The organism is Paenibacillus sp. 2003 (assembly GCF_031455635.1).
Lineage (GTDB): Bacteria > Bacillota > Bacilli > Paenibacillales > Paenibacillaceae > Paenibacillus > Paenibacillus amylolyticus_B.
Window position 1 is genome coordinate 1,367,824 of record NZ_JAVDTB010000001.1, and the last position, 22,935, is coordinate 1,390,758.

The following is a 22,935-nucleotide window of genomic DNA, read 5'->3' on the forward strand; positions in this document are numbered from 1 at the left end:
GGAGTTCTGTTTGAAAGTAATTGCTCTGCATCTACCCCAATTTCACCGGATTGAGGAGAATGACCGATGGTGGGGGAATGGTTTTACTGAATGGACCAATGTAAAAAAAGCCACTCCCTTATATTCGGGTCATCATCAGCCTAAGCAGCCGTTTCAGGGGAAATATTATGATCTTTCCGATCCAGATGTACGAAAGTGGCAAGCGGAAACGGCTAAGCAGCATGGCATTTATGGATTTTGTTATTATCATTATTGGTTCAAAGGCAAGCGTTTGTTGGAAAAACCAGTGAATGAAATTTTGGATCGTGGGGAGCCTGATTTTCCCTTTTGTTTGTCTTGGGCCAATGAGACATGGACAAGAAAATGGGATGGGCAAGAATCCGATATTCTCATGGCCCAGAACTATGGGGATCGAGATGATTGGGAAGAACATTTTAATTATTTGGTTAAGGTATTTAAGGACAAACGATATATTCGAGTGGAAGGTAAGCCATTATTTCTGATCTATCGACCAGCCAGCATTCCCCAATGTGAGGAAATGATTCAGTTTTGGCGTGAATTGGCTTTGAAGCATGGCCTGAAAGGGATTCATTTTGTGCAGACCATTGGTGGATTCCCTACATTTAATCGTCAGATCTTTGAAGCGAGTATGGAATTTGAACCGCATTATACGTTTGCACATGGACATATGAATGGAATCTGGATCGAAATGAACATCAAGGGACAGCAGCATATTGCTGTGAATTACGACAAGGTATGGTCCTCCATTCTCGAACGAACACCACACCGTAACGGAGAAATTGTCTATCCAGGTGCTTTTGTGAATTGGGATAATACACCGCGGAGAGGCGTTGACGGACAGAGTACGCTCGGGTCCACACCAGAGAAGTTTGGGCTGTATCTATCCAGACAGATGGAACGAGCGAGGACGCTGTACAAAAGTGAATATCTTTTTATTAACGCCTGGAATGAGTGGGCGGAAGGGGCATATCTTGAGCCGGATCAAAACTATGGTTATGCTTATTTGAGAGAACTCAAGAAGGTAACTCAGCATGAATCGAACAGAAACAAGTCAATAGGAGGGAGTTCCGAATGAGGGAACTCTCTCTGCTTTGTGCTTATTTATAGACCACGTTTCGTTGTAAGTACCTTTTTTTGTTTGCGGTATTCCGTTGGAGTTAGCCCTGTATGCTTTTTGAACTGTCTGGAGAAATAATACAAATCACTGAAACCGAGATGCTCGGCGATGGCAGTTATTGTGTTCGGGGTGCAGGCCAGCAGTTCCTTGGCCTTATCGATTTTTTTGCCAGTAATATAGAGGATCGGAGGAACTCCGATCTGCTGCTTGAAGAATCGAATAAAATAATTTGGATGCATGTAGGCGATCTGGGCCAGATCCTGAACCGAAATATTCTCTTCGATGTTGGAATCAATATAAGCCAGAATGGTGGACAGTTTCTCCATGACAGGAACGTTAATAAAAGAGATCTGATCCAGATCCAGATTCATTAGATAGTGGGATAGTAACTCGGTCAGTTTGCTCTTGGCCATCATATGGGCATAGACTTCATCGGATTTTGCATATGTAAGGATGCTGCTGAAGATTGCTTGAATCAACTCAGGTTGATCTATCGCACAGATGTGTGGAAATTTCAGAATTTGGAACAAATTGATTCCACCAACCTTTGCGCTAAAGTGACACCAATATTTGAGAAAAGGACTTTCATTAATGGCAGAGTAAGACTGTTTGATCCCCTCTGGCATTAAAATAAGCTGATTAGGCGCAGGATAATACTCCTCATCCCCAATTTTGAGCCAACCTTCACCTTCGCATATGAAATAAAACTTGCTGTAATCGGGCGTGTAATTCAGATCCTTCCAATCCGTATCGCATCGATTGTAATTGACCATGAATAATTCGACTTGGAGATTGGACAGGTAGTTCGTAAGCAAAGTTTGGTGATTCATACTTTTCATCTCCATACAAGGTTATTATTGTCCATCTAAAAGTTAGTGTTCTGCATGTCTATCCTTCAGCCGTAGCACTACAATACAACTACAGACGATAACAGAAGGGATGAGAACATCTCATGGACAAAAACGAATATTTGCGACAGATTGAAGCAACGATTGAGAGCGGTAAATTCAAGGACAACTGGAGTTCGCTTAGCACCTTCCAAGTACCCGAATGGTACCCAAAAGCGAAATTCGGCATATTCATTCACTGGGGGCTATATTCAGTACCGGCCTATGATAGCGAATGGTATTCGCGAAATATGTACATACAAGGCACCAAAGCTTATGAACATCACCTTGCGGTGTATGGACCTCATAAGGAATTTGGATATAAAGATTTCATTCCGATGTTTCGTGCAGAGAAGTTCGATGCAGACGAATGGGCAACGTTATTCAAAAAGGCCGGAGCCAAATATGTTATGCCAGTGGCTGAGCATCATGATGGATTTCAGATGTACAAGAGCTCTATCTCTCACTATAACACATATGAAATGGGCCCCAAACGGGATCTTCTGGGTGAGATGAAGACTGCGTACGAGAAGCAGGGGCTGACCTTATGTGTGTCGTCTCACCGCGCCGAGCACTGGTTCTTCATGTCTCACGGGAAGGAGTTTGATTCCGATATCAAGGAACCCCTAGAGCGTGGGGATTTCTATTGGCCAGCCATGCCTGAGCCGGATCATCATGATCTGTATGGTTCGCCTCCAACCGAGGAGTATCTGGAAGACTGGTTGATTCGCTGCTGCGAACTGGTGGATCAATATCAACCGAAGGTCTTCTATTTCGATTGGTGGATTCAAACGGTTGCGTTCAAACCCTATCTTAAGAAATTCGCAGCCTATTATTATAACAAAGGCGACGAATGGGGCGTTCCTGTAGCTATCAATTATAAACATGAGGCCTACATGTTTGGAAGTGCCGTTCCTGATGTGGAGCGGGGACAATTCGCTGAGCTCAAGCCCTATTTTTGGCAAACCGATACGGCTGTCGCTAAAAACTCATGGTGTTATACGGAAAATAATAACTATAAAACGGCTGAGGAGATCATTCGGGATCTCGTCGATATTGTAAGCAAAAACGGAAATTTGCTGCTGAACATTGGACCTAAAGCAGACGGCAGTATACCGGATGAAGATCGCGACATTTTGCTCAGCATCGGCAAGTGGCTGGAAGTGAATGGGGAAGCGATCTATGACACGTCTTTCTGGCGTACGTTTGGTGAGGGTCCGACAGAGGTGAAGGAAGGGCAATTCACGGATGGGGATACGAAGATATTTACGAGTGAAGATATACGGTTTACGTTAAAAGAAAGCAGCCTGTATGCCACGGTTCTTGCCTATCCAGATAACGGGGTGGTACAGATTAAATCCCTGAAGGAAAATTCTCACCATTTTCAAGGGGTCATTCAAGATATTCAAGTACTTGGCTATGAAGAACAGCCGCAATGGGAGAGAACAGCGGACGCATTGACGATCACAACGACAACTGTAAAAAGTAATGCGCCTATTGTTTTCAAAATTAAATTGGACTAATCAACAAAGATAAATTAAATACTGTAAATATAAAAAGGGCGCATCCAGGAGTATTGTACTCATCGGATAGCGCTCTTTTGGTTGGGCTATACATAGGGCTGACTTCCATGCAAAATCCTCTCCATGATAATGGAGGTTCCTCCAAGCTGAAAACTGTAATTCGGAAATTTACTTATATAATAATCACGAAATTCTTTCTTGCTAATATACTGATATCATCAAACCAGTGATGTTCGCCTATTATGGAATGATTGAGACTCACTAAGGAGGATCTGCAAAAAAAAGATGAAACCAAAGAAACGCATCAGTTGGAGCGGATTTAAGAAAAAAAAAGCTGAGGACTGTGACCATCCCCAAGAGCAACACAAAGAACACCACCACGAGCATCATCATAACCACCACAATAACCACCATCATAAGTGTTTTGACAAAGAAGCCGAATTGCTTCTCAAATTAATTGGTGAGTTGAAGGGAGCAATTGTACAGGTTTTTGCCAATCCCACGCCTCATAATGTTTCACTTCTGATTGAGGTACTGCGTAAATTACTGGCTCTGGTTCATCATTCGGATTTGAAAAAGGGAACCAAGGCAGATCTCGAAGCGATCTTGGAGCTTACCATTGTATCTGCAGAGGCCGTTCCATTTTCTCCGATCAGTGTGGGAACCAATTTGCAGCAATTGCTGGATGTGCTCCTATCTGTCATTTTACAGGGGAATATCGATTCGGCTGAGAAAGATCAACTGGTCATTTTGATCCGGGCGACCGAATTGGCTATCACAACAGGGCTCAGAAACATAGGGAGTCAAGGTCCGGCAGGACCTGCAGGACCTGCAGGACCAGCGGGTCCTCAGGGAGTACCTGGTCCACAAGGCCCGGTAGGCGTTGCTGGTTCTCAGGGTGGTGTAGGTCCAGCTGGTACACCGGGAGCTGCTGGTGCCCAGGGACCAGCAGGTGCGACAGGTGTTACTGGAGCAACGGGTGCGGCAGGCCCAGCAGGTGGCGCAACAGGAGCGACAGGTGCAACGGGGAGTACAGGAGCTGTTGGGGCAGCTGGCGTTACAGGAGCAACAGGTGATCCTGGCGTAGCAGGAGCCACCGGAGTCACCGGGGCAGCTGGACTTGCGGGAGTAACTGGCAGCACTGGTGTTACAGGAGCTACGGGTTCGGGCGCCATCATACCGTTTGCTTCTGGCGGACCTGCCATATTAACAACGGTTCTTGGTGGACTGGTCGGAACGACAAGCCTTATCGGTTTCGGCAGCTCGGCAACAGGAGTCAGCATTCTGGGTGGCACGATTGATTTAACGGGAACGATTGTCGGACCACTCATTAACTTTGCGTTCTCTGTCCCACGGGATGGCGTTATAACTTCAATTGCTGCCTATTTCAGTACCACAGCTGCCTTGGCCTTGGTCGGTTCAACGGTGACCATCACTGCGCAATTATTCAGTTCACCTACTCCTGATAATGCATTTACTGCGGTTCCGGGGGCGGTCGTTACACTGGCACCTCCACTCACCGGTATTATTGCATTGGGTAGTATCTCCAATGGCATAACAACCGGATTGGCTATACCTGTGACTGCACAGACACGTCTTCTGCTTGTATTCTCCGCAACGGCAACTGGACTTAGTCTTGTGAATACCGTTGTTGGCTATGCAAGTGGCGGCGTGAACATTACATGATGAGATATAAATTTTGATATGAACGACATGAGAGTTCTCATGTCGTTCTTTTTCTTGATTTGGAATTTTGAGTATCAGGTCTTGGTTATATAGAACTACTACAAACTATCATTTATCAAAAACATGCAGGAATGCGAAAAATAAGTTGAAATGTGTAAGCGACATGAGACACATAAAAGCATTAAATAGACTTATTTTCTATATTTTTCAATAAAGTGCTTGTATATATCGAATAATGATTTTATACTATACCAATAAAATCCAATTAAATTCCTAATCGACTATTATATGTAATTAAAATGTTTAACTACTCACTCGAATCACGATCGAAAGTCATATCCACCACTCCTTAGCAAGCGTTCTGCTAACGCTCCAGATTACCCTTCCACATGAATGCTTACAGACATTCACTCTCATTGCATTATTCAAACACCCAAACTATTCACTCACATGGTTTAATCCGATTCATTCAATCTCCTAAACTTCCAAGTAAAAAAACATAGACTAATCTGTTATCTCTTCTGACTCATATTGATCCCTAACCAGACCTGTAAAGGAGGTGAGGCTTTATGTGAAATCCAGGGTATCTATCTCGTCCGCAATAAAGGTTATTTACCGTTTTATTCTGCTGAGAAGGGCATATGTACCAGACTAAATTAAAAAACCGGGTAAAAGGAGTGGAAAAGTTTGATAAAGATTAATCGGTTACGCAAGCCCATCTCTATAGGGCTCTCGCTTCTCCTTGCATTTTCGATCATTCATCCGGTTTCAGCCGAAAACTCCACATCATCCAAATTGGATATGAAATCTGGACTTGCCAAAGTTACGGAGTCCAAAGTAAACGCCAAGTTGAACAAAGAATTTGAGGGCAGTGAATATGTTACCTATCTGGTGAAAATGAAGGAACAGGTGGATACAGCAGCAGTCTCCAAACAGGCCCTTGAAAAGGCGACCATAGCCAAACAAACGGCTTCAGCCACAAAGCTGTCCGTTCGTAATTCGGTCGTCAGCTCTCTGCGAGAAACGGCCTCACGTACACAATATCCATTGGAAACTTATCTGGAAAAGGAAGTTGACCTGGGTAAGGTCAAAGAATATAAAAGCTATTTTATTGTCAATTCACTGGCAGTAACGAGTACCAAAGAAGTCATGGAACAGATTGCGCTGCTGCCTGAGGTGGAGAAGATTCTACCGAATGAGACACGATACTTACAGAAAGCCGAAGTGAGTAAAGAACCGGCGAATGCGGCACCAGGCAAAGATGCTGTACAAACGCCAGCTAAAGACTCTTCAGTCGGAGTTAAAGACAAGGAGCCTGCTGCCAAGGACAAGCTTGCGACTGAAAACGTGGAATGGAACCTGGATTACATCAATGCGCCAGCCGTGTGGGATCGGGGCATCGATGGAACAGGGATTGTTGTTGCTAATCTGGACAGTGGTGTGGATTATACCCACCCGGCGCTTCGCAGCAAATGGCGGGGACTGGATGCTTCGGGCAATATCGTTGATCCCGAATTAAGCTGGTATGATCCGCACAGTAATGCTTCCCTCCCTGCGGACGAAGACGGACATGGTACTCACACGATGGGTACGATGGTTGGCTCTGAAGCGGATGGCACCAACCAGATCGGGGTTGCTCCCGGTGCGAAATGGATTGGTGTACGGATATTCAATCCGGAAACAACGGATGCCATTATTCTGGATGGCGGACAGTGGTTGATCGCTCCAGTGGATGCGGAAGGCAATCTGCATCCTGAACTTGCACCGGATGTGGTAAACAACTCGTGGGGCGGAGGTGCCGGACTGGATGAATGGTTCCGTCCTATGGTGCAAGCCTGGCGTGATGCTCAGATTTTTCCGGAATTCTCAGCAGGAAATGTGAGACTGGGTAACCCGGGCGGACCTGGTTCTGTTGCTAACCCGGCTAACTATCCTGAAAGTTTTGCTACAGGAGCAACGGATATCAACGGAAATCTGGCTTCGTTCTCCCTACTGGGCCCATCCCCTTATGATGAGATCAAACCGGAAGTATCTGCCCCTGGTGTGAATATCCGTTCATCAGTTCCGGGCGGTGTATATGAGGGAGGCTGGAACGGAACATCCATGGCAGGTCCGCATACAACTGCCCTTGCTGCACTGCTGCTTCAGGCCAATCATTCCCTTACAGTGGATCAGCTGGAGCAGATCATTACAGATACAGCCACGCCGAGAACAGATAGTCAGTATCCGACCTCTCCTAATAACGGCTACGGTCACGGCATTATTAATGCCCTTGATGCTGTGGGTTCTGTACTCGAAGGAATCGGCACAGTATCCGGCAGAGTGGTTACAGCCGGAGATGATCTGGAAGAGCCAGTACTGGCACATACCCCTGTCAATTCAGCCTTTACAGGCATTGATATACCATTAACCGCTCATGTGACAGATAACGTCGCGGTAGTCTCCGTCGAGGCTTTTGCCAAAACGACAGGTACCAACCAGTACGTTTATCTGCCGATGGATCGAATTGCTGGAGATAACAAAGATGGGACGTATACAGCGACAATCCCTGCTTTTCTTATTGAACCGCAAGGTGTGGAGTATTATATCCGCGTAAATGATTACGGCAACAACGGATTCGAAAGTCAGGTATATAAAGTGGCTGTGTCCAATGGTGTGCAGCCAGGATACCTTCAGGATTTTGAAGAAGATCAGCTGGGCTTCACGACTGGCGGAACCGGAAGTACCTGGGTATGGGGAGCACCAAGCAGTGGTCCTGGAAGTGCATACTCCGGTGACAAGGTGATTGCAACCAATCTGCAAGGAACTTATGTGGCGAATAGCAATGCATATCTGCTTGCGCCGCCAATTGATCTTACCGAGAGTCCCGAAGGGGCATTGTTATCCTTCAAGCACTGGTATGACCTGGAGAATAACATCGACTTCGGCAAGGTATACATCGCTTCCGAGGATAGCGATTATGTGTTCGAAGAGCTGTTAACCTTCACGGGTACAGGTGGCAATTGGAAGACACAATATGTGGATCTTCGCGAATACGCGGGACAGCAGGTGTTCATCAAGTTCAATCTGACGAGTGATAATTCATTGCAAAAGGCTGGCTGGTACATTGATGATTTCGCTGTAGAAGAGCTGGATGAGATTGCTCCGGGCGCACCTGCCGGATTGTCTGCGACGGCCGATATTCTTGGTAATGTAGCCTTGAGCTGGACTGGTCCGAACGATGAGGATCTTGAATCCTATATCGTATATCGCTCCACAACCGCAGGTGCAGGTTATGAATCCATTGGAACTGCAACCGGAACAACGTTTACAGATACGGCTACGGTGACAGATTCGACGTATTACTATACCGTTGCCGCACTTGATTATAGTGGCAATGAAAGCGATAAATCGAATGAGGTCTCCATTACAGTAGAGGTGCCTCAGGATATCTACATCGATCATTTCGATGGCAGTGATGATAATGGCTGGACTCATTCAGGAACCAAGGATGAGTGGGAACGCGGCATTCCGGTAACGGGACCTGCCAGCGCGGTTTCTCCGCCGAATGTCTGGGCGACTGATCTCGACAATACGTATGAGAGTGGCTCCAACTATTCACTCGTATCTCCGGTCATTGATTTGACGGATGTGTCCGAAGGAACACTCACGTTTAATCATTGGTACGAGATTGAGAGTGGATACGACTACGGATATGTGGAAGTCACCAAGGATGGTGGAACCACATGGTCAGAACTGGGCAAATTCTCACATAGCACAAACGGTAAACAATGGACACCCGTATTTTATGATCTGGATGCACTTACCGGTAATGAAGTTCAATTCCGGTTCCGCCTGACCTCAGATAACAGTGTTGTGAAGACAGGCTGGTTCATTGATGATTTCCGTGTACTGGGAGTTGCTGCTGAGACGGTAACGGAGGACAGTGCGGTTGTGCTTAACAATGACAAACCTAAACCGTCCTATGATAATCCATGGTACAAAATTTCGCGGACTGACAAAGCGGAATTTAACAAAACGAAACAGCAACAACCGGAAGTTGAAAAACCGGAAACAGGTTCGGTTAATCCACAAAGCCTGCCTGCTAGTGCAACGGTTACCGTACTGGAAACCGGACGTTCGGTGAAGACAGATCCAGCTACAGGCAAGTATAACTTCACACACGTAGCAGGTGATTACACGTTAAAAGCTGAAGCATATGGATATTATCCTCGAACTCAGCAGGTAACGATCACCGATGGCAGTGGAGCCAAAGCCAACTTTAATCTGGAGGCAATCCCGCATGGGCAGATTGAAGGTGTGGTAACGGATGAGCGGACAGGACAACCTCTGGCTGATGCTTCCGTTCTCGTGGTGGAAGATGCCAATGTAGGCGAAGTCCACACAGGTTCAGATGGAAGCTTCGTTATTCAGGTACTGGAAGGAAGTTATACTCTGTCCATCCGTGCTGCTGATTACTACAGTAAAACCGTTACTGTAACTGTACCTGGTAATGGTACGGCAGAGGCGAATGTTGCCTTGAAACCGTTCATCGGTTTTCCAGGGGAAATTGCTTATGATGATGGAACAGCAGAGAACGCACGAGCTTTTAACGCTGCGGATAACGCCTGGGCAGTTCGAATGACACCAGAGCTGGAGACCGCTCAACTGACAGGTGCATCGTTCCGATTTTGGAACACAGAGTGGCCTGTGCCTGGAGGTACAACGTTCCAATATGCCGTATATGATGCATCGGGTGCGGGTGGAGCTCCGGGACGACAGCTGGCTGGACCATTTGATGGCACTGCACTTCGCAATGATCAGTGGACAACTGTCGAATTCCCGGAACCGGTCATTGTAACGGGTGATTTCTATATCGTGTATGTACAGAGCGTAGCCGGAACAAGCGCTCCGGGACTCGCTACCGATGAGAATGGTACGAATGCTGGTCGAAGCTGGCAGCGTGTAAGCGGAGCATGGAGTACTTCACCGATAGAAGAAGGCAACTACATGATTCGTGCAGTCGTTAGATATCCGGTAAATGCACCTGTGCTCACAGTACCTGCAAACACGTATACGAATCAATCTACCTTCACTGTGTCGGGAACGTCTCCGGCATCTGGAGCTCAGATCAAGATCTACAACGGCAAGGATCTGGCTGGCACCACAACGGTGGCAAATGGGAAGTTCTCATACGGGGTGAAGCTCCGTTCTGGCATTAATGCGATTACTGCTGAGGCAGTGGTGGACGGAAAAACAACCGACCGTTCACTCCCGGTTGTCATTATTCTGGATCAGACCAAACCGCAGTTGACGATTCTCACGCCAGCTCAAGGGGATCGCATCAATGCAGAAGTTGTTCACGTAACGGGTAATGTCGTGGAACAATTCCTCGATAAAGTAGCCGTTAACGGACAAACCGTACAAGTGGGTAAAGACAGAAGTTTCAGTCACCGTGTATTGGTCAATGAAGGCGAGAACACAATTACCATCACAGCAACCGATATCGCTGGTAACAAAACGACCGTAACCCGCACCGTCTATGTGGAAACGGCGTTGCCAGAACTTACGAATATTACTCCGGCTGAGGATGTTCGAATCACATCAGGGGAGAGTGTTACCGTTTCATTTGACAGTAAACCTGGTCTGCAAGCCTCTTTCAGTATTCAATTACCTTTGAATCTGAATGCCCAAGGGGCAGGAGAGATTCCATTGGTAGAGACTGAACCTGGTCGTTACACGGGGACGTACACAACACCTTCATCCCTTGTTCTGGATGGTGGAGTCATTGTGATTCGCGCTCAGGATGCAGCAGGCAACAAAGTAGAGGCGGAAGCAGCTGGACGATTGTTCGTCAGCGCAGCACAAGAACAATCAGTTCCAGAACCAGATTCCAGCCCTGAAGAGACTGAAACGGAAGTGGGTCCACCGTCCGCTGAGGGTCTGCAACCTTAATTATGCAAAGTGTGACATGGATGAAAACTACGTTTTGACCATTTAAGCAAGAAGCCGATAAGCCGAGGTATCAGGGCTTGTCGGCTTTTTGTTGTATCTCGATTCACATCTGACGCCTAAGATTAATGAAGCATCCATCGGGATGCTTTTTCTTTTGCTCTCACATGGCAGCAGGTGAGTCGTCTCTTTCTTCACATTAATGATATAACATGATATATTAGGATGTAGAACATGAGAAGTATGGGTATTTATGGAGGTGTTTGTATTGGGGAAAGACTCGGCATCCAAGCCGATGTATGAACAGATCTTTGAATCCTTGCGCGAACGGATACAGCTTCATCAATATCAAGTGGGTGAGCGTGTTCCTTCGGAGAAGGAATTATGTGATGAATTCGGAGTGAGCCGGATTACGACGAAAAAGGCACTTGAGATGCTGGCGAGTGAACAATTAATTGTTCGTCAGCCGGGACGGGGTTCTTTTGTAGCCGACACAGCAGATGTGTTACAAGAAATATCTAACAGGCCTGCTCCGCGTGCTGCGATTAAAGATTCAGAGAAGAAGCTGCTCATTGGTCTGGTCATTACTAACTTCAGCGACATGTATGGTACAGAACTGTTATATGGTATGGAAGAAGCTTCGCGAGAGCATGATTGTTTTCTCGTACTTAGACGCTCCTTCGGGATTCCGGAGCAGGAGGAACAGAGCATTCAGGAACTGCTGGAACTGGGTGTGGACGGATTGATTATTTTCCCGGCACAGGGTGAATACTTCAGCGATGAGATTCTTAAACTGGTCGTTAACAAATTCCCATTTGTCCTGATCGACCGGTACCTGAAAGGCATTCCGGCTTCATCTGTCAGTACGGATAATGTAGGCGCGGCGCGAGAAGGGATGAATTATCTATTCGATCTCGGTCACCGACATATCGCTTTTCTGACGCAGCCTCCGGCGAACACTACACCGATTGAAGAACGAATTGAAGGAATCATTGAGGCTCATCACGATCAAGGGGTGCTGGTGAACAGGGAACTGTGGTTAGAATCGTTTCTTTCGACACTGCCAAGTGTGTTCGATCCTCAAGTCGAGGTCCGTGATGTGGAGACACTGGTGGAACATTTACAGAAATACCCCCAGATTACTGCACTCTTTGCTGCGGAGTATCATATTGCTTTACTTGCAGAACAGGCAGCGGATCGGCTTGGTCTGAGGATACCGGAAGATATGTCCATCATTTGCTTTGACAGTCCAAACGCTGCCGAAGGAAGCCGTGTAACACATATGAGACAAAGCCAGTTTGAGATGGGAAAACAGGCGTTCGAGATGGTGCTTCAGAGTATGCAGAACAACGAAATGGCAGTGAACAGGGTTATTTTGCCTGCCCGTTTGGTGAAGGGTAAGTCAACGAGTATGGTGAAACAAAAGGGTTAATTTTAGCAACTTAATATTCATTGTGTTCAATCAGGGACTTCGTGTAAACGAGGTCTCTTTTTTATGCGGATAAAATGGGGAGAATTGCTTTAAATGGTATACTATTTAGTGTCCTTAAATTAAAATAACATGCTAATATACAAATAAATATATTGACATAACATTATATTCGTTTTAGGATGATGAAAGCGGTTAACAAATTGGATTACATAAGGAGGACAACATGCTGACACCCAGAGATGATCAAGAAATTTCCCCCTCGATATACGACATGATTGATCAGGTTAACAAACGTATGCCGGACCATCCGGAACTTAATCAAATGTTCAAAAATTGTTTTACCAATACGATGGCGACCACAATTCAGCGCAAAGAAGATGGAACCACTTTTGTGATTACGGGAGATATCCCTGCCATGTGGTTACGAGATTCTGCCGCTCAGGTCAGACCTTATCTGGTTCTCGCTTCAGAGGATGAAGATATCGCCGACATGATCGCTGGGCTGGTTGAACGTCAACTGAATTATATTCTCCTGGACCCTTATGCAAACGCTTTTAATGAGACGGAGAGTGGAAAAGGACATCAGGAAGACCTGACGCAGATGAATGATTGGATCTGGGAACGGAAGTATGAGATCGACTCACTGGCTTATCCGATTCAGCTCAGTTATCTCTTGTGGAAGAACACGGGAAGAACAACTCAATTCAATAATACGTTCCGTAAAGCAGCCCAGATCATCATGCAGTTATGGCAAGTGGAACAGCATCATGAAACGAAATCACCCTACACGTTCCAACGTCTGGATGCTCCCGAAACCGATACACTCAGTCGTGAAGGACGAGGTACTGAAACAGTCTATACCGGCATGACCTGGTCGGGATTCCGTCCTAGCGATGATCGCTGTGAATATGGTTATCTGATTCCATCCAATATGTTCGCTGTTGTGGCGCTTCGATATCTTCAGGAAATTGCTGAAGCTGTGTTCGAGGATGAAACGCTGGCAGCGAATACTAAGCAGTTGGAGGAACAAATCAACAAAGGAATTCAGGATTATGGCACCGTTGAACATCCGGAATATGGAACCATATATGCATACGAAACGGATGGGAAAGGCAATCACAATCTGATGGATGATGCCAATGTGCCGAGTCTGCTGTCTTTACCTTATCTCGGATATGTGGAGGAGAACGACGAGGTGTATCAGAATACACGCCGTTTCATTTTATCCACGAACAACCCGTATTTTTATGAGGGAACAGCAGCAGCGGGAATCGGTAGTCCGCATACACCAGAAGGGTACATCTGGCATATCGCTTTATCGATGCAGGGGCTGACTACAGCGGATCGCAATGAAAAACTACGATTGCTTCAGCTTATCCAACAGACGGATGCGGGCACCGGACTGACCCATGAAGGTTTTTCGGCCAACAATCCACATGAATATACACGTCCATGGTTTTCATGGTCCAACATGCTCTTTAGTGAACTGATGATGGATTATTGCGGATTCCGCGTACAGAAATAGATAGGGAAGCAAGAGATAACCTGCGAGTACATCATAACGTTCGGAGTTCGTTGAATTCCGACAAGAGGAGAGCGAATCATGAGAAAAATATCATTGAAAATGCCGGTAGCAGCAGTTATGACATCCTTGCTCATTCTTACTACAGCCTGTTCGGGCGGAAGCTCAAGCACAGGCACAACCAGTGACGGTAAGAAGGAAGTAACTGTATCGTTCCGTTCTTCAGGATCTGAAGATACACTTACGAAGTTTTTCCAATCAGGTTTGGTGGATCAATTCGAGAAAGAAAACCCGGATATCAAAATCAACATTGCGCCTGTACTGGCAAGTGAGGGTGATTATACGTCCAAAATGGTTTTGCAAATGAAATCTCCGGATACGGCACCTGATGTCATTGCCGAAGATACATCCATCATCAAATCCGATGCTGCTGCGGGATATCTGGAGCCACTGGATACACAGGTTCAGGGATGGTCCGATTGGGAAGAACACATCATCGACAACCTGAAAGCAGGGGTTACTGGCGAAGACGGCAAGGTGTACGGCGTTCCGGCTACCTCGGATACACGCGGAATCTGGTACAACAAGGAACTGTTTCAACAGGCGGGCCTGGAAGTTCCATTCAAACCTGCAAGCTGGGCAGAGGTACTCGAAGCAGCACGTACCATCAAGCAAAAGCTTCCGGGTGTGACACCACTTAATATGATCGTGGGCAAAGCAAACGGTGAAGGTGTCACCATGCAAACACTGGAAATGCTGCTCTATGGTACGGCGGATACGCTGTATAACGACACGAGCAAGAAATGGGTCGTTAACAGCCCGGGCATGCTGGATTCTTTCAAATTCATAGATCAAGTGTTTAACACGGATAAAACAGGCCCGACCATGCAGGTCGCTTTGAATGGACAAGCTGGCAGTATTGCATTCCAGCAACAGTTCCCGCAAGACAAACTGGCGATGGCTGTAGATGGCAGCTGGGCAGGTTCAACATGGGCCCAGAACGGTGCTGCTCCAATTGCCAACGTCGAAGAGAAAATAGGCTTTGCACCATTCCCAACACAAAATGGGGAAGCACCTGGAGCAACGACGATGTCTGGAGGATGGGCTTGGTCTGTTCCTGCACAAGCGAAAAACAAGGAAGAGGCGTGGAAATTTATCGAGTTTCTGATGAATAAGGAAAATGCGACTGCTCGTGTCGTAGCGGAAGGCAGCCTCAGCCCACGTAATGATTCCACTGAAGTTGAAGGGTATACGGATCGTCCATATACCAAAGAAGCACAGGAACTCTTGAATGTGGCCCACTTCCGTCCAGCGAACGATCAATATGCAGCGGTATCCGCACAATTGCAAAGCATTGTTGAGAGTATTGCCTCTGGCAAGCTGACGCCGGAAGAGGGAATTACACAATTGAAAGACAACGTATCCCGTTCCCTTGGCGCGGACAGCATCGAAGAGAAATAAGGATATCGATATATTCGGAGGGGGAGGCATAATCTCCCCTTTTTCCGGTTCGAATGGAGAGTGACTTATGAAAAGGAAAGCACCAGGCTCATTTCTGTTTCTCATGCCTTCCGTACTGTTATTACTTGTGTTTTTCATTGTTCCCATCATTCTGACGATTTGCTTTGCCTTTACGAATATGGCTCTGACCGGTGCGGCAGCCAAGAGCTTGGAGTTTGTCGGATTCCAGAATTTCATTAATATGTTCCATGATCCAGACTTCCGGATTAGTGTCTGGCGCACGCTGGTCTTTCTCATCTTCTCCGCAGTGATTGGTCAGGTGTTGCTTGGGTTCATTCTGGCCCTTCTAATGAAGGAGAAAAACGTGACGTTCCGCCGGGTCATCGGCATCATCGTCATTGCCGGTTGGGTGACACCCGAGATTGTTGTGGCATTCTGTATGGTGGCCTTTTTCAGTGACAATGGTTCATTGAATCAGATCCTCGGCTGGTTTGGAGCGAATCCGGTCTCCTGGTTGTTCAGTTTCCCTATGGTGAGTGTCATTATCGCGAATATCTGGCACGGCACAGCCTTTTCGATGATGGTCTATCAGTCGGCACTGGATGATATCCCGAAGGAAGTTGAAGAAGCTGCGATTATTGACAGTGCCACCGGGTTCCAGATTGTCAGACACATTACGATTCCAATGGTAAAAGGGTCCATCGTGACCAACATGATGTTGGTCACCTTACAGACACTGGGTGTGTTCACGCTGATCTATACGATGACCGGTGGTGGCCCGGGTACTTCGACACAAACCTTGCCGATCTTCATGTACAATCAGGCCTTTGTGAACTACCAATTTGGATACGGCACAGCCATATCTCTGGTTCTGCTGTTCATCGGTATTGTCGCCAGCCTGTTCTACATGCGATCCATGAAAGTGAAAGTGTAACCATGAAGGAGGTTCGATCCCTATGGTCAAACATGGGCTTCAACGCAAAATCCAGTACGGGATTCTAGTTTTTCTAGGACTCTGTTTTTTATTGCCGCTGCTCTGGATCATTCTGGCTTCATTTGACCCGAACGCGCAACAGGGTATCAAAATGCCCAGTACCTGGACCATTCAAAATTTCAAGGATGTACTCGGGGATTCGAGCAATCTTCGTTCATTCGGTGTGGGCCTGATTCTGTCGGGAGGGCAAGCGATATTGGTTGTTCTGGTATCTGTTCTTGCTGCGTATCCATTATCCCGTTATGAAATGAGATTCAAAAAAAGCTTCTTGTTATCTATTCTGTTCATGACAGCACTTCCGATTACTGCCGTGATGGTTCCGGTATTTCAAATGTTTCTGTTCTTCAAAATGCAAAATAGCATCATTGCCACGATGCTGTTCCTGACCGCATCCTCACTTCCTTACGGCATCTGGATGATGAAAAACTTCATGGATTCGGTGCCCATCGATTTGGAAGAATCGGCATGGATTGACGGAGCGTCCGTCTGGAATGGCTTGAGACGAATTGTAGCGCCATTGATGCTGCCGGGAATTGCAACAATAGCGATATTTACCTTTTCGGGAAGCTGGGGCAACTTTTTCGTGCCATATATCCTGCTCCAGACACCGGAGAAACTTCCGGCATCGGTCACGATTTATCAATTCTTCGGCAGCCACGGTATGGTTGAATACGGCAGACTAGCTGCATTTTCACTACTTTATACGATGCCTTCGGTTGTGCTATACATCTTCTCCCAGCGTTACATGTCCAAAGGTTTCAGCATGGGCGGGGCAACCAAAGGTTAATGACAGGAGGTACGCAACATGACAACCAAAAAGACGGCACATCTCATCTCGCATACCCATTGGGACCGCGAATGGTATATGCCTTATGAACACCATCATGTTCTTCTCATTGAGCTGATGGATAAACTGCTGGATACGCTCGATCAGGACCCGGAATATCGCTATTTCCATCTGGATGGGCAGACGATTATTCGTGAAGATTATTTGCAGGTTCGGCCCGAACAGCAGGAGAGGCTCGACCGTTATATTCGTGAAGGACGCATTCATTTTGGTCCATGGTATGTGTTACAGGATGAGTTTCTGACCAGCAGTGAGGCCAACTTGCGTAATCTGCTCATCGGTCATCGTGATGCTCGACCTTTGGGGGTGATATCCAAGACGGGGTACTTCCCAGACTCGTTCGGAAATATGGGACAGGCACCGCAGATTCTGCAACAGGCGGATATTCATAACGCGATCTTTGGGCGTGGGGTAAAGCCTACGGGATTCAATAATGCGGTGGTTGATGCAGACAGTTACGAATCTCCCTATTCCGAGATGATCTGGCGTTCGCCGGATGGTTCGGAAGTGCTCGGCATTTTGTTCGCGAACTGGTACTGTAATGGGATGGAAGTTCCGGTTGATCCGGAGAAAGCACGGGTATATTGGGATAAAAATCTGGAAGATGCCGAGAAATTTGCCTCGACTCCACATCTGTTGTTCATGAATGGTTGTGATCATCAGCCGATCCAGACGGATCTGCCAGAGGCTTTACGTACGGCGGCTGCGTTGTATCCTGATGTAGAATTTATCCACTCCAATTTTGACGATTACATTGAGGCGGTTACGAAGGATGTGCCTGAGCATCTGGCGACTATTGAGGGCGAGCTTCGCAGTCAGCACACGGATGGTTGGGGGACACTGGTGAATACGGCATCTGCCAGGGTTTATCTGAAACAGTTGAATCAGCAGGGGCAGACGTTGCTTGAAAAAGTAGCCGAACCACTCGCTGCCATGGCCCATATAGCCGGGGTAAAAGATTATCCGCACCATCTGTTGGCGCATGCATGGAAGATGCTGATGCAGAACCACCCACATGATAGCATCTGCGGATGCAGTGTGGATGAGGTTCACCGTGAGATGGTGACCCGCTTTGCCAAGAGCAGACAGCTTGCAGAGAAACTGGTTTCCCAGAGCGCGCAGGCGATTGCTGAGTCCATTCATGTGCAACCTGCTGAGGCTTGGGGTGAGGAAGCGGTGCTGTTCACTGTGTTTAACACGAGTGGGTGGAATCGAAATGGGATCATTGAGATGGATCTGATTGTGAACAAAGCATTTTTCCCGGAGGGTCCTAACCCTCAGGCACTTGCGCAGAAAGTGGAAAAAGATGCACTGCCCGTATATCAGCTGATCGATTCGGATGGACACGTGTATTCGGCAGAAATCAAGGATCTGGGTGCGCATTTTGGCTATGAACTTCCGAAGGATCGCTTCCGCCAGCCTTATATGGCTCGTAAAGTAAGAGTGACTTTCCAGGCGGCGGATGTACCTTCGCTGGGTTATAAGACTTATGCTCTCATTCCAGTAGAGAAACAAGCAGAGATTGCTGAAGTACCCGATACGAGCGAAGTCATCCAGGTGCAGGGAATGATGATGGAGAATGGTTATCTGCGCGTGACGGTTGAAGAGAATGGTACGGCAACGATTGAAGATAAGATCTCCGGTGCTGTATACAGGGGATTGAATTCATATGAGAATACCGGTGATATCGGCAATGAATATGTTTACCGTCAACCGGAGGGAGAGACAACGCTGACCACGGAGCATCTGAAGGCTGATCTGCGGATTGTGGAGCAGTCTCCGTATCGGGCAGTTATGGAGAGTGTATTACGCTGGGATATTCCTGCTGGAGCAGATGAACTGTTCGAGCTGGAGAAGCGACAAATGGTTCCTTTTACAGAACGGAAGGCGCAGCGAGCCCCGAACACTGTTCCGTTGGTTATTACGACAACGTATACATTGGAAGCAGGCAGTAATATGGTCAAGGTAAAATCTGACTTTAACAATCAGGCCAAGGATCATCGACTGCGGGCACTCTTTCCATCGGGATTGGTGACAGAGGATCATTATGCAGATTCCATCTTTGAAATTGCCAAACGTTCCAATACACCGGCCAAAGAATGGGTGAATCCGAGTAATGCGCAGCATCAGCAAGCATTTGTACATGTGACCGATGGTGATCATGGATTAATGATTGCAAACAAAGGGCTGAATGAATACGAGATTTTACAGCATGAAGAAGGTAGTACGATTGCGGTTACGCTGCTGCGCGCCTCTTCGGAACTAGGAGATTGGGGTGTGTTTGAAACACCGGAAGCCCAATGTCTGGGACCTCAGAGTGTGGAATATGCGATTATTCCGTTTGCAGGTGATGCGGCACAGTCAGGTGCATGTGCATCCGCATACGTGTATCCGATTCCGTGGACGACTGTACAGCTAGGGGTACTCGCGTATACATTTGAGCAAGAAGGTCATGCCGGAGCTAATGGGCAGAAGGTTGAATTACCTCTAACGAAGCAATGGTTAGCGTGGAATTCGCAAGGTTCGACACTGGCCTTCTCCACATTGAAGATCGCAGAGGAAACCGGAGATTTGATTGCTCGTTGGTATAATCTGAATTCCGAACCGCTTGAATTGAACGTACAGCCTGGATTTGAATGTGCCTCCGTATATGAGAGCGATGTGCTGGAACGGGTTAAGGACACGTTGGAGGGGTACAGCCAGACGGTATCTGGACACAAGATTGTTACACAAGGGTATGCGTTACGTTGAGTTGATAGTTGAACATCATAACTATAGAAACCTCCTGTTCACGGTAGTGTGGACAGGAGGTTTTTGTTAGTCAAATATTGTCTTACTGAAGGATGCTATAGGGGCTTTATTACTCGGCATAAGTTCTTTTTATCCAATAAAATAATTAATTTCCAAGATAGAAAAATGTGATATTATTGTGCTAGTTTGTTGTAATGGAGGTAGATCTCATGATCTATATTTTATTTGTATTATTCGTAGTAGTTATTGTTGTACTTAGCCTTTGGATGCTGAGTTTAACAAGTAAACACAAGAGATCAGGGGGATTCACTGAGGAAAATTACGACTTAAAATCCATTACTATCGCTGATATAGACAAGATGGAGGATGGCTCTGGTTTCGAGATGTACTTGTACAGATTGTTAATTGAGTTGGGCTATTCAGGGGTTTATAAAACTTTAGGAAGTCGCGATTTTGGTGCTGACGTAGTTTTCACTGATCGGGAAGGTGTTAGAAATGTCATTCAAGCAAAGCGATACTCAATAGAGTATCCAGTCGGCATCAGCGCTGTACAAGAGGTGTTTTCTTGCTTGAGATATTACAAGGCTAAGAAAGCAATCGTAATTACTTCATCCCACTTCACAGAGTCGTGTGAGACATTAGCTGGTATTAACTTTGTAAAGTTGATTGATCGAACTGACTTAATTCATGTGATTGAGGCTTTTAGAGACGGTGATATGATTGAGGCGCGTGACCTCATTGAAGCGGAACCGAGGATGATACTTGAATCCTGGTCGGAAGCGAATAGCAATACGCTACATGAGGTTCGAAAAGATTACAAGGCAGAAAAGTTTGTGAAAAAAGTGATGAGTAAGTGAACATACATATTATTCAGTAGATATCGTGATGAATGATTAACAAACGAGTGTCAGTGTGATCTATAAGTGAGAGGAGGGGGTTCAATTTTAGTGAAAAAAATGAGCTGGATTGCTTTGTTTTTAGTCCTAATTTTGTACTTTGTTTCGATGTACTCACTATATTCTCATATGAATAATAAATGGCTAATTAGTCCTCCCAACTATGTAATTCTAATTCTCTCTATTTTAGGACTAGCTCTAGCTATACTTGGTTTTAAAGATACATCGAACAAGTCTACGAAGGTAAGAAGTTGGATCTCAACAGTTCTATCCTTAGTATTGATCTTCATCCTTTTGGGTGCTATGTCATTTACATCGATATTTTCTGGATCCAAACAATTACTTACGACCACGCATTCACCAGATAAGCACTATACAATAAGTTTCTATAAAACTGACGCTGGAGCCATGGGATCGTTTGGCGTTATGGGGGAATTAAAAGGCCCACTTTGGTTTAAAAGAGTATTTTATTATGAGGGAAAGACGGATCAGGTAGACTTGGAATGGGTTGATAACCATACAATTTCAATTAATGATCAAAAAGTTAATTTATTAAATGATGAAACTGTACGCCGTAGCCCTTAAACTCTATAAGATTTTCTTTAAAAGTTAACTGATAGCTAAAGCGAAGTTCCTTTGCGGAGTTTCGCTTTTTTTGCGTTTCGAGAAAAAGATGGAGAGAAGTGCTCATCATCAGGAATCCTTTGAGGTTTTATATGAATGAATAGAAGAAGTTGAACATGTCGTGATTTTATACATTTATTGTCGTGAGTTTCTATTAAAAATAGATTAAGTCTGTGATAACTTATAGATAAATGTCAGAATATTATATAGTATGGAGGTAAGATACATTGACCATTCGAATTGGGAAAATTAGCTTGTGGCATGTTCACGCATGGGATTACATCAAACAGGCACAGGAACATGAAGATACAGTCATCGCAGCGGTGTGGGATGAAGATGCCAAGCGGGGACAGGAAGCGGCTGAACGTTTAAACGTACCCTTCTATGCTTCACTCGAAGATATGCTGGCCAAGGATGACATCGATGCCGTTATTGTAGATGCGCCAACCCGCATCCATGAAGAAGTGATCACCGCTGCTGCAAAAGCAGGGAAACACATCTTCACGGAGAAAGTTATTGCAGCGACACAAGCGGAATCCAACAGAATCCTTCATGAGGTAAAGGCAAACAAAGTCAAGATGACAGTCTCCTTACCACGTCTGAATGCAGGGTATACACTCACGATTCAGGATGTACTTAACCAGGGATTGCTTGGCAAAGTGACTTATGTTAGAGCGCGTTTATCGCATGATGGAGCGATTTCGAACTGGTTACCTGAACACTTCTATGATCTGAAGGATTGTCAGGGCGGTGCACTGATTGATCTGGGCTGCCATCCAATGTATCTGGCCAAACTGTTTCTGGGTCAGGAAGTAACAGCGGTTAATGCAAACTTCGGATACATTACAGGCAAAGAAGTTGAAGATAATGCCGTTGCAACCTTGTTTACGGATTCCGGAGCAGTTGGCGTTGTTGAAGCTGGTTTTGTGAATAGCCATTCTCCATTTACGATTGAGGTTCATGGTACGGAAGGTACCCTTCTGTACGGAACACCTGATGATAAGCTGTTGATTCGTACAAAAGCAGCACAGGGACAGTATGAAGAGTGGACTGAACTTCCTTTGGCAGACAAAAGGGAAAGCGCATTCAATCAGTGGGTCGCACATATACAAAATGATACGGATGCAACTGAAAACGTGCAAATCGCTATGGAGCTGACCCGTTTGATGGAAGCAGCGAATCTCTCTGCCAAAGAAGGGCGCAGAATCACTCTGAATGAATTAAAGGGTTAGGTTTTATTAAG

14 protein-coding genes are annotated in these 22,935 nt (G+C 46.1%); 13 read left to right on the forward strand and 1 reads right to left on the reverse strand.

Features of this window, described 5'->3' with window-relative positions; translation table 11 throughout:
• The first annotated feature begins 10 nt into the window (after positions 1-10).
• The gene (locus tag J2X75_RS06175) at positions 11-1,096 is read left to right on the forward strand and encodes a glycosyltransferase WbsX family protein (RefSeq protein ID WP_310335025.1); all 1,086 of its coding nucleotides are present in this window, start codon (positions 11-13) and stop codon (positions 1,094-1,096) included.
• Between the two features lie 26 nt (positions 1,097-1,122).
• On the opposite strand, the gene J2X75_RS06180 is transcribed toward J2X75_RS06175, so the two are convergent.
• Complete coding sequence (locus tag J2X75_RS06180; RefSeq protein ID WP_310335027.1) at positions 1,123-1,968, reverse strand: AraC family transcriptional regulator; 846 nt, start codon at positions 1,966-1,968, stop codon at positions 1,123-1,125.
• A gap of 122 nt (positions 1,969-2,090) precedes the next feature.
• Here J2X75_RS06180 and J2X75_RS06185 point away from each other — a divergent pair, with 122 nt between their 5' ends.
• From J2X75_RS06185 to J2X75_RS06240, 12 genes are all read left to right on the forward strand, one after another.
• Positions 2,091-3,548 carry an alpha-L-fucosidase gene (locus tag J2X75_RS06185; protein ID WP_310335028.1) on the forward strand — a complete coding sequence of 486 codons (1,458 nt, stop codon included), beginning with the start codon at positions 2,091-2,093 and terminating at the stop codon, positions 3,546-3,548.
• Between the two features lie 285 nt (positions 3,549-3,833).
• Entirely contained in the window at positions 3,834-5,234 is a 1,401-nt protein-coding gene (locus J2X75_RS06190) for an exosporium glycoprotein BclB-related protein (RefSeq protein WP_310335029.1), read from the forward strand.
• Positions 5,235-5,921: 687 nt separating this feature from the next.
• Positions 5,922-11,168 (forward strand): S8 family serine peptidase, encoded by a 5,247-nt coding sequence (locus J2X75_RS06195; RefSeq protein ID WP_310335030.1) that lies wholly within the window; start codon positions 5,922-5,924, stop codon positions 11,166-11,168.
• A gap of 256 nt (positions 11,169-11,424) precedes the next feature.
• On the forward strand, positions 11,425-12,597 hold the full coding sequence (locus J2X75_RS06200) for a GntR family transcriptional regulator (RefSeq protein WP_310336673.1): 1,173 nt from the start codon (positions 11,425-11,427) through the stop codon (positions 12,595-12,597).
• Between the two features lie 223 nt (positions 12,598-12,820).
• Positions 12,821-14,122, forward strand: coding sequence for a glycoside hydrolase family 125 protein (locus J2X75_RS06205; protein WP_310335031.1), 1,302 nt, complete (start codon positions 12,821-12,823; stop codon positions 14,120-14,122).
• A 78-nt stretch (positions 14,123-14,200) separates the two neighbouring features.
• A complete protein-coding gene (locus J2X75_RS06210; RefSeq protein ID WP_310335032.1) occupies positions 14,201-15,580 on the forward strand; it encodes an extracellular solute-binding protein in 1,380 nt (459 codons plus the stop codon).
• A 67-nt stretch (positions 15,581-15,647) separates the two neighbouring features.
• Positions 15,648-16,514 (forward strand): carbohydrate ABC transporter permease, encoded by an 867-nt coding sequence (locus J2X75_RS06215; RefSeq protein WP_101314027.1) that lies wholly within the window; start codon positions 15,648-15,650, stop codon positions 16,512-16,514.
• Positions 16,515-16,536: 22 nt separating this feature from the next.
• Complete coding sequence (locus J2X75_RS06220) at positions 16,537-17,361, forward strand: carbohydrate ABC transporter permease (RefSeq protein WP_076211825.1); 825 nt, start codon at positions 16,537-16,539, stop codon at positions 17,359-17,361.
• A gap of 18 nt (positions 17,362-17,379) precedes the next feature.
• Positions 17,380-20,172, forward strand: coding sequence for an alpha-mannosidase (locus J2X75_RS06225; RefSeq protein WP_310335035.1), 2,793 nt, complete (start codon positions 17,380-17,382; stop codon positions 20,170-20,172).
• A 209-nt stretch (positions 20,173-20,381) separates the two neighbouring features.
• Complete coding sequence (locus J2X75_RS06230) at positions 20,382-21,029, forward strand: restriction endonuclease (protein WP_310335037.1); 648 nt, start codon at positions 20,382-20,384, stop codon at positions 21,027-21,029.
• Between the two features lie 99 nt (positions 21,030-21,128).
• Complete coding sequence (locus J2X75_RS06235; RefSeq protein WP_310336676.1) at positions 21,129-21,653, forward strand: DUF5412 family protein; 525 nt, start codon at positions 21,129-21,131, stop codon at positions 21,651-21,653.
• 266 nt (positions 21,654-21,919) lie between these two features.
• A complete protein-coding gene (locus J2X75_RS06240) occupies positions 21,920-22,924 on the forward strand; it encodes a Gfo/Idh/MocA family protein (RefSeq protein ID WP_150367367.1) in 1,005 nt (334 codons plus the stop codon).
• Positions 22,925-22,935: the final 11 nt, after the last annotated feature.

What these genes read in the sequence shown, in the direction of transcription:
- J2X75_RS06215 (WP_101314027.1), top strand. Translation starts at nt 15,648, where the DNA reads ATGAAAAGGAAAGCACCAGGCTCATTTCTGTTTCTCATGCCTTCCGTA.
- J2X75_RS06230 (WP_310335037.1), top strand. Translation starts at nt 20,382, where the DNA reads ATGATCTATATTTTATTTGTATTATTCGTAGTAGTTATTGTTGTACTT.
- J2X75_RS06235 (WP_310336676.1), top strand. Translation starts at nt 21,129, where the DNA reads ATGAGCTGGATTGCTTTGTTTTTAGTCCTAATTTTGTACTTTGTTTCG.
- J2X75_RS06220 (WP_076211825.1), top strand. Translation starts at nt 16,537, where the DNA reads ATGGTCAAACATGGGCTTCAACGCAAAATCCAGTACGGGATTCTAGTT.
- J2X75_RS06225 (WP_310335035.1), top strand. Translation starts at nt 17,380, where the DNA reads ATGACAACCAAAAAGACGGCACATCTCATCTCGCATACCCATTGGGAC.
- J2X75_RS06185 (WP_310335028.1), top strand. Translation starts at nt 2,091, where the DNA reads ATGGACAAAAACGAATATTTGCGACAGATTGAAGCAACGATTGAGAGC.
- J2X75_RS06205 (WP_310335031.1), top strand. Translation starts at nt 12,821, where the DNA reads ATGCTGACACCCAGAGATGATCAAGAAATTTCCCCCTCGATATACGAC.
- J2X75_RS06180 (WP_310335027.1), bottom strand. Translation starts at nt 1,968, where the DNA reads ATGAATCACCAAACTTTGCTTACGAACTACCTGTCCAATCTCCAAGTC.
- J2X75_RS06210 (WP_310335032.1), top strand. Translation starts at nt 14,201, where the DNA reads ATGAGAAAAATATCATTGAAAATGCCGGTAGCAGCAGTTATGACATCC.
- J2X75_RS06190 (WP_310335029.1), top strand. Translation starts at nt 3,834, where the DNA reads ATGAAACCAAAGAAACGCATCAGTTGGAGCGGATTTAAGAAAAAAAAA.